The sequence below is a fragment of the Sphingobacterium sp. UT-1RO-CII-1 genome (genome assembly GCF_026711005.1).
In the GTDB taxonomy this organism is placed as follows: domain Bacteria; phylum Bacteroidota; class Bacteroidia; order Sphingobacteriales; family Sphingobacteriaceae; genus Sphingobacterium.
On the sequence record NZ_JAPPVJ010000002.1, the window covers coordinates 505,340 to 517,718 of the forward strand.

Genomic DNA, 12,379 nt, shown 5'->3' on the forward strand with positions numbered 1-12,379 from the left:
TTCTTATACCTTCCGTAATAAAGCTGCAAACATACTATCTGCACCATGGGTATAGCCTGCTATGGTCTCCATTTTTTCCACTGTCAGGCCATGCTCTTGAACTAGGTGCTTTACCACCTCTTCGTTCTCATCAGCAAAAACAGAGCAGGTAATATAAGTCAGTGTTCCCCCACTTTTAAGAAAAGGGATAGCATTGGAACAGATTGTCTTTTGAAGAGTAGTATAGGTACGAATTTGACTTTCGGAGAAGTCAAGCATAGCCTCAGGTGTCCTACCCCAAGTACCTGATCCCGAACAAGGAACATCTAAAACAACTCCATCAAAACGCTCTGCTCCTAAAACAGGAAAAGCATCCTTACTTAAGTCAATCACCTTTTTGCGGTATTCGTTTTTTATGCCCGCTTGCATAAAGCGTTCGTCCAAATTTCGCAAAATACTCAACCGTATATCCGACACCAAAAGATTAATATTCGGATATTTATCCAATAGCATCAATGACTTTCCTCCCGATGCGGCACATGCGTCCCACCATGCTCGCCCATTAGCAGCAGGAATAAAATCTATTGTCTGTTGCGACGATAAATCCTGAACCTCATAAAGCCCTTTAATTTTAGCCAAATCTTGCAATCTTGTTCCATTATCCAAACGGTAAGCATTGCCCTGCTCTCTTTTAAAAGCTATAGCATTTTGTGTCAGCTCTTTCTCTACTTTTTCTATAGCATCTGTCTGTACCCTAATAAATAGATCAGGTTGCTTCAAGTGCGAAAGTTCAAAGTTCCGTCTATCAATAGCGGCTGACAGCCTATCTGCAAGAGGGAAAAGATCCCCTTCAATAAGAAACCCTATTTGTTCTAAGAACCTAACTTTATCCCCAATAGATTTTCCCTGGTATGCTACCCATTCCGGTTGATACAAGCCTACCACATCACTTTTTTCTTCGCAGAGAAACTCGGCAATAGTAAGCTTAATTAGCTTTTCGGTATGCGATAACGCCTTCCCCAGCCTAAAATAATTATAACACAATCGGGATGCCGCTCTTCTATCCGAAGAGCCCATTTGTTTGTTAGCTTTATAAAATCGGGTCAGAAATCTTGAAAAAGGCTCATGATTATCATAAGCCTCTATCATACGTTCAAAATTTCGAACCTGTTGTTCTACTCTACGCGGGTTAAAAACTGCAGCTGTCATTACTTCAATTGAAAGGACGTACCCTTATACACTTTAAAACTCACTCCCTTATTCGTATATCCCCACTGGTCGTTATGTTCAAAATCATAAGAATTAAAAATTCCTTCATACGATTCTTTAGTCAGGTGATCCACATAATTATATCCATGCTTATCAAGCAAACGACCAAAATACTTCGCCGCATCATAACCTTTATACGAAAAATCTGAAGGCTGCACCGTGTAGCGTTGCAAATAAGCTTTATCAAAATCCCTCACATTAGCAGACCAAGCCTTCAAATGTCCTTCACTAGTAATTACAGGTTCAAAAGCGCTAAAATTGTCAAAATTGCTAAAATCGATACGATCCCAAAGTGGGTGTCCGTACAGTTTGAAAATATAATACTCTTCTAAGTTCTTAGCGGTTAAATTCCCCAACAACATGCGCAGACTATTTCTATCTGTAGTACCTGTCACTAAAAGATTTGCCCCTGTCCTTGTCAACACTTCATTAAGCTCAGCCGATGAATACACCTGCTCGATCTTAGCTGACGGTTTTTGCTTTTTGATAGCATTAAACATCTGCTCTAAAAACTGTTTCCCATCATTATCCGATGTGTTATAAACTATAATAACGTCACCTTGTCTATAATCTTTAGCTACCTTTTCTGCTATAGTATTACTATGCACATCAATTGACGGTGTCAAGGAAACCAGGTTGGGTATTCTAAAATCACTTGCTTTAGTAGCCGCTAACGGATTAATCTGTAAAACCTCTTTATTTCCATGGGCTTTTCCAAAAGAAGTAATTTCCTTTGGAAACACCGGTCCTACAATCAAGCTTGAATTGGCTATTTTCTCTGAAGCGGCTAGTGATGAAATGAAAGCTTCGTTATCGCGTGAATCCAAAACATTCAGACCATAATATGTACCTGCTGCAGCTAATTCATCGAGCCCCATTTGGAAACCTTGATAGAAATCCAATGCCATCGCCGACCTCTCCACATCCTGTCTAGATAGCATATTAGTATTCACCTGGTCCAATTGAAAAGGAAGCAGTAATGATATACTATTCTCTTTAAGCTTTTTAAGTCTAAAAGCTTCGGCTGCTGAAACTTTAACTTCCGTTTCCTTAGTTGTCTCTTCAGTTTTAGGTGTGCCTACACTTCCTGCCCGATGATCTGGCGATTTTAAAACACCTACTTTTGGCGAGCAAGCACCAAAAGCAAGCGCCACTATTGCTATCCATAAAAATTTATTCCCACTCAATTGTTGCTGGTGGTTTCGAACTAATATCATACACAACCCTATTGATTCCTTTAACATGATTAATAATCTCATTAGAAATTTTTGCCAACAGATCGTAAGGCAGGTGAATCCAATCAGCGGTCATTCCGTCTAAGGAACCTACGGCACGCAACGCAACTACATGCTCATACGTACGTTCATCCCCCATAACTCCAACTGACTGTACCGGCAAAAATATAGTCCCCGCCTGCCATACTTTATCATACCAACCTGCTTCTTTCAGGTTACGGATATATATATCATCGGCCTCCTGTACAATGCGCACTTTATCTTCCGTAATATCTCCCAATATACGTATTGCCAACCCTGGTCCGGGGAACGGATGTCTTCCCAGTATTGCAGGGTCTACTCCTAATGTTTTTCCCACTCGACGCACCTCATCTTTAAACAAAGCTTTTAATGGTTCTACGACCTTAAGCTTCATATAATCAGGCAGTCCGCCTACATTATGGTGCGACTTAATAGTAGCCGATGGTCCTTTAACTGAAATAGACTCTATAATATCTGGATAAATAGTCCCTTGTCCGAGCCATTTTGCTTCAATACCACTCGGTAATTCCTTTTGAATTTCTTTCGCTGCTTGATCAAAAGTATCGATAAAAGCATTACCAATAATTTTTCTCTTCTGCTCTGGTTCTGAGACTCCTGCTAAACGCCCGTAAAAAAGCTCTTTTGCATTCACTCCTTTAATATTCAAGCCCATAGACTTATACGAGTCCAGCACTTGCTCATACTCTCCTTTGCGCAACAACCCGTGGTCAACAAATACGCAATGTAAATTTTCACCAATAGCCTGATGCAATAAAACAGCTGCTACTGTAGAATCCACCCCACCTGATAAAGCCATGATAACATGATCGTTACCCAACTCTTCCTTAAGTGATGAAACAGTCGTTTCTACAAAAGCATCCGAAGTCCAATCTTGCTCGCAACCGCATATATCAATAACAAAGTTCTTAATCAGGAGCAGCCCATCTGTACTGTGTGTTACTTCCGGATGAAACTGTATACCGTATGTCATGGTATCTTCTATCTGATAAGCCGCTACGCGCACTTTATCTGTACTTGCTATAATTTTAAAATTAGCAGGCACCTCCTTAATTGTATCCGCATGCGACATCCACACCTGTGATTGTACAGGTACCCCTTTCAATAAAGCGCTCGTTGTATCTACAAACTGAAGATTTGCACGTCCGTACTCTCTAATTTCAGATGGAGAAACCTCTCCTCCTAATTGTTGAGCTAAGTATTGTGCGCCATAGCATACAGCTAGAACAGGAAAGCGTTCCTGAATAGATTTAAAATCTATTTGAGGCGCATCTTCCTGACGCACAGAATACGGGCTACCTGAAAACACCACACCTTTCACAGATGAGTCAAAATCAGGCAACTTATTATAGGGATGAATTTCGCAGTAGACATTTAGCTCACGAACACGGCGTGCTATTAACTGTGTATATTGTGAGCCGAAATCAAGAATGATAATTTTTTCAGACATGCGACAAAGTTACGGATTAGTGCTGTATTTTTTTTAACGTTTTTAGACTAATTAGCCAAAAAAATTAAAGCTAATTTCAAACTAAAACTAGGCATATAGCTAAAACACAACAATTCACTTATAATCAAATTTTTATAAAAACAACAGCTCTAATAAAAGCTGCCCAACGGGTAATAATAACATCTTTACGCTCACCGCCCCAACAGCTTTAACTCTTCATCCGAATACATTTTAGCACCTTTTAAATAATTGTAAATTAAGTCTTTCACCGAGTCATCTCTTAGTTTATAAAGATTTTCGGTCAAATACCGTTTATCTTCCTCTACATTTCCTTTATACCCTAAATAACTCGGTATATAATACTGTATACACAAACGTATATAACGTAATTCAACGCTATTTTGATCAGACTGAATGGCTTCTTCCAACATTTTGCGCCCACTTTTAAAATAACTCATTTTTTTAAAAGGATTGCCTGTATGGTTTGCCATAAACATATGATATGCCGCTTCATACCCACGCTCCACCGATGAGTTTGCATGCTCTTCCAACTCTTTAAGATACCTCTGACACAAGTCCTTATCTTTATGTCCGATCTTAAAATCACGTCTTATATCTGTCATCTCCAGATTCTGACCATTAGCCAAACTAAAAGAAAAAAATAAAGCTAAGGTTATTAAAGTTCTCATTTTTAGCATAAATCAGTCGTTATATAAATATAATAACACAAATAACAAGCCAAATTATAGACTTTTCATTGTCCTTATCAAAATTCGTTTTCTCAGTAAGTTAAAGAAATTGAATTTCAACTTTTTAAGCGCTACCAAAAACTATATTCTTTACTATAGTAAAATACAATTTTAACTTTTATATCCTTACAAAAACTTAAAATATTATATTTGACCATGTTTCTACCTAGGCTGCTACCATCTATTTATACCATTCTAATTTTAATGGTTTTCCCTTCCCTCTATTTAGGAGCAAAACCAGCAGATTCTTTTACGCTAGATTCACTTATTAATAAAGCAAGACAACCTCATCACGACTTAGCAAGTTTCGAACGCACTTTCCAAAACTTAGCACAAAAAATCACCCAACAAACGCCCAAGACGTTAGATATTATCCACAAAGTCCTATTAGCTGAAAAATACGCATATCAGTACGATGCTAAAAACAATCAAAGTACGCAATTGTTTGAAGAGGCAATAGCACTGGCTGAAGAAACAAAAGACAAAAACCTCATCGCATGGGCCAACAACTCGTTCGGCTTTTACTACTACAGCTATTCACAGCTCACAAAAGCTCTTCCATTATTTTTAAAAGTATCTAATATACTCGACGATCCGCAGACAGAACTTCTTATACAGCCTTGCGAAGTCTATGTAAAAAGCGCTTATTATTTCGGGAATATAGACGACCCCCAACGTGCTATTACCTATTTATCCAAAGCCTTGCCCTATGCTCCACTTAACACAAATACAGAAGCCACTATCCGTTATGCAATAGGTGCTTACTATTTACAGGAGAACGATTTAGATCATGCCGAAAAGCACTTAATTGAAGCTAAGGATTTATCCTTAAAAATACAGGATGAGCTGCGTTATGCTAAAGCACTTGGCGACCTCGCTTCCATCTATGAAAAAAGAGGGCTTAACGAACTTGCCGAAACAATGCTTCTCGAAGATATTGAGATATCAGAGAGACTAGATGAGCAGCGCAACAAGATGTACGCCGAAATACAGCTGGCGAAAATCTATCTAAAAACCAACAAAATAACTGAAGCCAGTACGACAATCCACAAAGCCTATACTTTTGCTAAGTCCAAGAGCTATTTAAAAGGTTATGAACAGGAAAGTATCGAAATAAAGTTACAGATCGCACAATTAACCGGTAATGAAAAAGACGAATTGCACGCTCTTAGAGAATTAAATATTTTAAAGCCTCAAGTTTCCATTGCAGACGGCGAGAATGCTTTGAGTAAAATTAACTGGGAGCTTCAAAAAAAAGAAGTCATCACTCAACTCGAAATCGAGAAAGCAAAAGTAGAAAGAGCTACTATCATCCGGTTAAGTTGGACTGCCATCAGTTTATTACTTATTGTGGTCGTTATTTTACTTTTTTTCACCTACCGCCGGAAACTAAAGCTACAAACTTCAGAGTTTAACAGGAAGGTTCTTTCTATACAGATGGACAAATTAAATTCCGAGAAGAAACTAAAAGAGACCAACAATTCCCTGGCCTCCTTTAAATTGTTTTTACAAGAGCGCAATTTACAAATACAAAATTTAGAGAAAGAGCTGTCAAGTGCAAAAAAATCCAATGCCATAAGAGGGCAAGCCCACCATTACACCCTTAGCAAGCTACTTGACTCCCACCTGATGACGGACGATAATTGGGCTCGATTCAAAACTTCCTTTGAGGAAGAGCTCCCTTCTTATTATCAGCTTGTCATCAACTCTTTACCGGATCTTACGGAATCAAACCTTCGCATCCTATTGTTAACCAAACTGGGACTTAACAACACACAGATTGCCCATACGCTAGGTGTAACAGTCGATGCTATAAAAAAAGCTAAACAACGTCTAAGAAAGAAATACGGTCCTATTTCCCATCAATTTTTTCAATAATTTACAGAAATAAATCGAGCAGTTCGGTTGTCGTAACCTTTCCGAAATATGCAGTCAGGTTTATCCCCGATAAGAAAGGTAAAATATCTTCTTTTCTATGTTGTTTACCAATTAATTGTTTCTCTAATTCTTCAATAGGTCTAGAGGCAAAAAAGTCACCATATATTTTCGCTGCTTTAATCAGCCCCTTATCGACATCTAAATGCAACTCAATAAACCCAGCTGGCACTTTTATCGCTTTTTTAAAATTATAATTGGGTGAAAAACCATAATTCCATTCCCACGTACTATATTTATCCTCCACTAGTTTTTGAATAGCCTGCATATCCTCTTCTGTAAATGTATACAACTCCACTCCACTATTACTTTTCACCATCTCTTCAATCAACTGCTCTTTTAACAAATCGAGCGTCATTCCTTGGGGTGTATACTCAATCAGGTTAGTAACCCGTGCGCGATTTGATTTTACTGCTTTATCTACAAACTTTAGGGGATTTACTCGCAGCGCTTCACTGAGTACCTCCATATGCGAATCAAATAAGATGGTACCATGCTGTATCATTTTACCGTTTTTCATCAACTTCGCATTACCACTAAACTTCTTACCGTCCACCAGCAGGTCATTTCTTCCCTCTAACTCCGCTGGCACTCCCATATTATTCAACATCTTAATGACAGGCTCTGTAAACTGCGAAAAATCCATAAAATCATTTTTACCTATCAAGGTATGAAAAGAGAAATTTAAATTCCCCAGATCATGATAGACTGTTCCTCCACCCGATAAACGACGGACTACAGCAATATCATTTGCTTCTACATAATCCAAATTTATTTCAGCCAATGTATTCTGAAATTTCCCTACAATAATAGAAGGCGCATTGACGTATAATAGGAACAGATCTTCTTCCGGATATTTATATAGCAAATACTCTTCGGATGCTATATTGAAATAAGCGTTATTTGAGGGTGAATCAATTATTATCATAGCAAAAAGATTTTAGTACTATAAAAATAATAAGTTTTTCCGATTAGATACTTAAATGCTGGTTCTAAATATGTATTTTTACAATTGACCATCCAGACAGTCAGTTTACCAAAATTCTCTCCATCACCTATTCATTCCTACTCCGCCAAAGTCCGTCAATATACGTGATAGTCCGTGTAAGTCCGTCATATTCTTGGCTTAACTCCTGCTAAACCCTAGCTTAAACTGTACTACACTATGTGTAGTCAAAAATCAGCAAAAATACTAGGCATCCGTCAGCCTTAACGTTCTACCAACTCTTTTACCGCTTCTCCATAATAGTCTACATAACTTTCGTTCTTTCTCAACAGCTGTCTCCATTTCTTAAATGCGCCAATAAAAACTATAAACATCAATAGCATTGCCAGTACCGCCAAGCTAGCTAGCAAATAATCTCCTGCCGGTAAATAGATATCAACGACCTGCAGGTAGCCTGCCCAAAACGTAATCACGGCCATGAACACCCCCGGTATTGCGGCGCACAGTGCATACTTACCCCTATTTATACGAATCAACATCGTTGTACATACGATTAAGCCGCAAGCTGCTAAAAGTTGATTACTTATACCAAACAAGGGCCATATACTACTAACGTTTCCTGTAAAAACTAAGTAGCCCCATGAAAAAGTAAACAGAAAACTACACAATACGATCCCAGGGATCCAGCTCTTATTTTGAAACTGAGGAATAAATCCCCCGATCATTTCTTGCAAAAAATAACGTCCCACACGTGTTCCTGCATCGATTGCTGTCAAAATGAAAACTGCTTCAAACATAATGGCAAAATTATACCAGTAGGCCATCAGCTGATCCATAAAAGGTATGCTATTAAAGATATGCGCCATACCTACAGCTAAAGAAACCGCTCCTCCTGTTCGGCCCTGCAAATCCACTCCAATCTTCTCACTAAAGTACGGCAGGTCAACCATAGCTAGGCTGGGGTTAGCTGCCAAAAAATCGTTATATAAATGTGTGGGTGTATTAATTGCGAAATAATCTCCGGGCACCAATGTACAAGCTGCTATCAAAGCCATTAATGCAACAAAACCTTCAACCAACATAGCCCCGTAGCCCACAAAAAGAATATCTTTCTCATTTCCTATCATTTTAGGCGTAGTACCTGTTGCAATAATAGCATGGAACCCTGATATAGCACCACAGGCTATCACAATAAAAATAAAAGGTAATACCGGTCCACCGATCACCGGCCCGCCGCCATTAATAAAACTCGTGAGCGCGGGCATCTCCATACTCGGGTTTACAAAAATAATGCCCACTGCCAACATCAGTATAGTTCCTATTTTCAGGTAAGTTGACAAATAATCTCGAGGCACAAGCAATAACCACATCGGCAGCACAGAAGCCAAGAAGCCGTACACCGCTATTGCTATAGAAATGGTAGATACCTTCCAATTAAACAGATTACTGATGTAGTCTACTTCCATCAAACTATGGCCACCTATTATTCCTACCACTAGCAACACCCCGCCCAGCACACTTGCCAAAAGCACACTATCCTTACGGTAGCGCATAATCAGTCCCATAAGAATAGCAATAGGCATGGTCATAATCACGGTAAAAAGCGACCAAGGAGCTTCATGCATAGCGCTAATACATGCCAGTGATAAACCGGCTAGTGTGAGAATCAAAATAAACAATATCGCTACACCTGCTACCAGTCCTGTCGTTTGGCCTATCTCTTTTGCAGCGATACTGGCTAAACTTTCTCCTTTATGACGTATAGAGGCAAACAACACCAACATATCATGCACGCCACCGCCTAAAACACACCCAATCAATATCCACAGTGTTCCGGGTAAGTACCCAAATTGGGCAGCCAGCACCGGTCCGACCAACGGCCCTGCTGCTGCTATAGCGGCAAAGTGGTGGCCAAAAAGTACATTTTTATTCGTAGCTACATAGTCCTGTCCATCAGCAAACTCATAAGCTGGAGTTGTGTTTCTTGCATTCAGCCGAAGTACTTTATGCGCAATAAATATCCCATAAAACCTATACCCTATCGCCAGCAATAGTAAGGCTACAAATACCAAAGTCAGCGCACTAACATTGTCTAAAAAATTCATCGAAATTAAGGTTTACGTATTAGTCTCTATGTATTAACTGTTTAAATATAAGAATACTAATACTATTTCAGGTACTATTCTACAATATTCTCGACATTTCACAACAATATGCCAAAAAGAACAAAAAAGTCTGAGGAGCATTAGTCTACCTATTGCCCCTCAAACTCTTTATTATTTATAGGTTAACGTCGCTGTAGCCTCGACATCCTGGTCGGCAACAAAACGTATCCACCGAGCTTGAAAATCTGCCGGAAACTCATATTTAAGAGTTTTCCCTTTTTTCACAGCCATTGTTCTATACGTCATCCAGTTGCCATCTCCCCCTGGGTCTACTTCTACTAGAATATGCACAGTTCCTTGTCCTTTATGCGATAATTCCAACGATTTCTTATCGTAAAAACCTATTAAATACGGGTCAGAAGCTTCGCCTTTTAGTACCTTCGAATTATGCCATGGGCCTCCTTTACCTGTCGGTTTCCCCATCTTCCATAAGTCGTCAATTACACCGGTCCAGACAGCTGCTTTTCCATCATTAGAAACCTGAATATGCTCCTTATTACCCGCTACCTTATCCAAGTCAACGCCTGTCATTACCAGCATTCCACGGTATGAAGCATAATCGTTGATCTTAAAGTTATGCGTACTTATCGGCCTGATCTTCGCATAGCCATCTGCGTTCTCTGCCGGCAATTCATAAAACGTACCATGCAAACTAAAAAGATCCCGTTCTGTTGCTACCTCCCGTGCCACTCGCAACACGGCCTGGTCTGTTAGTGCCGTATACTCCTTATCATTAAGTGGCAAGCGCCAACGTCGGCCTGCATCATCAATAATCAGTGCAGACGATTCCCCAATTTCCACAACACGCTCTGGTATAGCCATATTCTCTGTTATAAACTGTTCAGTTTTCTCGTCAGTTTTGGCTACCAAATTAAACTTATCATCCATCTCATAATACCCTACTTTTTGTTTATTTCCCTTCCCGTCAAAATTATAAGAAAGCAAACCCAATGCACGTCTGTCCGCTCCTAGGCTATACAGTATACCACCGTTTAAATTCCCGTCGGTCGACAGTCCCGCAAATTTCGCATCACTTACAGTTGATCGGCCATCCCGATTCTGATATGTAAAATGCACGCTAAGCTGCGCTGCTTTATCCGATCTTATACGTATCCATTCGCCCTGTTCTTTTTCCGCAAACACCTTACGTATAGTCTCTCCAGCCTTTAATTTAAAATCAGCCAGCTTACTCCATTTGCCTGTTCCGTCTATATCCACTTCTGCTGTTAATAACACCTCTACCTTACTATGGTTATGCAACCAAGCCGAACGGCTTTCCCAGCCGGCAAACAACATCGGCTCTGAATATTCTCCTGCTTTCACTTCATCTTTCTGCCATACAGAACCCTCTGCTGTATTTGGTCCAAGCTCATTTATAATATTCGCATCAGTAAACCATAAGTTAGAATGCGACTGTCCCGGTCCTGCAATACCACCTTTTGCTGCCCTTTTATTCAAGAACTCCGACTTAGCTGCATCATCTGTCCCGAACACCAGCTTATCTCCCCAGCGCGCAAAATCACCAATAACCTTCAAATAAGCCGAACGTGGTCGAATCCCTTTACTCGTTTTTTTCGTGAATGTTTCCGGGAAAGACCAAAACATACCATGCATAGTCATCACGTATTCGTTTTGTCCGTCTGCGCCAATATTCCTAATCCTTGGCCACTCTGTATTCCAGCCATGGGCTCCATCGTAGCTTCGGCTAGCTTTAGGCAATCTATAGAAAGTCCAGTCATTATCTCCTCGCACGCCCAGTAAAATCGACTTATGATCCCAGCCTGTCGCCCAAATCGGGTCTGTCTCGGCGTTTTCATTCCCCTGTACACCTCCTGGTCCTGTTACTTCAACAAATTGATTGCGGCGTACAACTTTCCATTTCTCACCATCCCATTCTGATAAACTGCCCGATGGGGTATCAAAATATTTTAAAGCATCATTTCCATATTCACCATTATTACTATACACCAATACACCTTGCCCTGAATATAGGCCTTTACCGTGATAGCCGGGCAGATCAGCCGTCGGCACATTATTGCGATTTTTAGTTGGCACATTGGTATCGGCATATAGCCACTTCACCCCTAAGGTATGCACATCAACCTCATAAAAGCCTTCCTCCATGGTGCCATGGTACACTTTATTTGCCGGATCGGTCAAGTGCCGGGCCGTTCCTGTAATACGTCCAGGCATATTCGCATACGGTATCAAACGGACATACCCATTTTCATTGATAGCATACGGCCCGATAAAAAGCTGTTTACTTTCTTTATGCACCATCCTATTGGCGGGTGTACCTCCTATACTCTCTTTGCGCACCACTCGGTTTAGTTCGCTATCAATCTCGTACAATTTATCCGACGAGCCAAATGGCAAATGCGGGCCGTAAGTAATTGCCCATAATTTTCCAGCCCAAGGGATTACAGCGCCCGTTCCTGCCTCACCTTCGTCATTATACATCGCTAAATGCGGATAAATTCCGCTCACCGACCTATAATTCTTCGATTGCTGTGCCTGAACATCCTGCATAATTAAAGAACCTGATACTAATAATGCACATGCAATACTGCTCTTGTACCAAGCAGCCTCTCTCTTTTTAACTTCTGACATAA

At 40.1% G+C, this 12,379-nt stretch carries 8 protein-coding genes; 1 reads left to right on the plus strand and 7 read right to left on the minus strand.

Features of this window, described 5'->3' with window-relative positions; translation table 11 throughout:
- Positions 1–3: 3 nt before the first annotated feature.
- From ORI89_RS06120 to ORI89_RS06135, 4 genes are all read right to left on the minus strand, one after another.
- Positions 4–1,188: an RsmB/NOP family class I SAM-dependent RNA methyltransferase gene (locus tag ORI89_RS06120; protein ID WP_268229558.1), complete on the minus strand. Its 1,185-nt coding sequence runs from the start codon at positions 1,186–1,188 to the stop codon at positions 4–6.
- Positions 1,188–2,465 (minus strand): hypothetical protein, encoded by a 1,278-nt coding sequence (locus ORI89_RS06125; RefSeq protein WP_268229559.1) that lies wholly within the window; start codon positions 2,463–2,465, stop codon positions 1,188–1,190. Before ORI89_RS06125 ends, ORI89_RS06120 begins: the two co-directional genes overlap by 1 nt.
- Positions 2,422–3,972 (minus strand): glutamine-hydrolyzing GMP synthase, encoded by a 1,551-nt coding sequence (guaA, locus tag ORI89_RS06130; RefSeq protein ID WP_268229560.1) that lies wholly within the window; start codon positions 3,970–3,972, stop codon positions 2,422–2,424. The genes ORI89_RS06125 and guaA overlap by 44 nt, the downstream gene beginning before the upstream one ends.
- 191 nt (positions 3,973–4,163) lie before the next feature.
- On the minus strand, positions 4,164–4,661 hold the full coding sequence (locus ORI89_RS06135; protein WP_268229561.1) for a hypothetical protein: 498 nt from the start codon (positions 4,659–4,661) through the stop codon (positions 4,164–4,166).
- 216 nt (positions 4,662–4,877) lie between these two features.
- Between ORI89_RS06135 and ORI89_RS06140 the strand changes: the two genes are divergently transcribed.
- Positions 4,878–6,599, plus strand: coding sequence for a hypothetical protein (locus ORI89_RS06140; protein ID WP_268229562.1), 1,722 nt, complete (start codon positions 4,878–4,880; stop codon positions 6,597–6,599).
- Between the two features lies 1 nt (position 6,600).
- Here the strand turns inward: ORI89_RS06140 and ORI89_RS06145 are convergent, their stop codons facing one another.
- The 3 genes from ORI89_RS06145 to ORI89_RS06155 form a co-directional block, all read right to left on the minus strand.
- A complete protein-coding gene (locus ORI89_RS06145; protein WP_268229563.1) occupies positions 6,601–7,584 on the minus strand; it encodes a lipoate--protein ligase in 984 nt (327 codons plus the stop codon).
- Positions 7,585–7,865: 281 nt separating this feature from the next.
- Complete coding sequence (locus ORI89_RS06150) at positions 7,866–9,707, minus strand: carbon starvation CstA family protein (RefSeq protein ID WP_268229564.1); 1,842 nt, start codon at positions 9,705–9,707, stop codon at positions 7,866–7,868.
- A gap of 171 nt (positions 9,708–9,878) precedes the next feature.
- Positions 9,879–12,377, minus strand: coding sequence for a hypothetical protein (locus ORI89_RS06155; protein WP_268229565.1), 2,499 nt, complete (start codon positions 12,375–12,377; stop codon positions 9,879–9,881).
- Positions 12,378–12,379: the final 2 nt, after the last annotated feature.

Excerpts from the sequence above, each read along its gene's own strand:
- ORI89_RS06125 (WP_268229559.1), bottom strand. The coding sequence starts at position 2,465 with ATGATATTAGTTCGAAACCACCAGCAACAATTGAGTGGGAATAAATTT.
- guaA (WP_268229560.1), bottom strand. The coding sequence starts at position 3,972 with ATGTCTGAAAAAATTATCATTCTTGATTTCGGCTCACAATATACACAG.
- ORI89_RS06145 (WP_268229563.1), bottom strand. The coding sequence starts at position 7,584 with ATGATAATAATTGATTCACCCTCAAATAACGCTTATTTCAATATAGCA.
- ORI89_RS06155 (WP_268229565.1), bottom strand. The coding sequence starts at position 12,377 with ATGTCAGAAGTTAAAAAGAGAGAGGCTGCTTGGTACAAGAGCAGTATT.
- ORI89_RS06135 (WP_268229561.1), bottom strand. The coding sequence starts at position 4,661 with ATGAGAACTTTAATAACCTTAGCTTTATTTTTTTCTTTTAGTTTGGCT.
- ORI89_RS06140 (WP_268229562.1), top strand. The coding sequence starts at position 4,878 with ATGTTTCTACCTAGGCTGCTACCATCTATTTATACCATTCTAATTTTA.
- ORI89_RS06150 (WP_268229564.1), bottom strand. The coding sequence starts at position 9,707 with ATGAATTTTTTAGACAATGTTAGTGCGCTGACTTTGGTATTTGTAGCC.
- ORI89_RS06120 (WP_268229558.1), bottom strand. The coding sequence starts at position 1,188 with ATGACAGCTGCAGTTTTTAACCCGCGTAGAGTAGAACAACAGGTTCGA.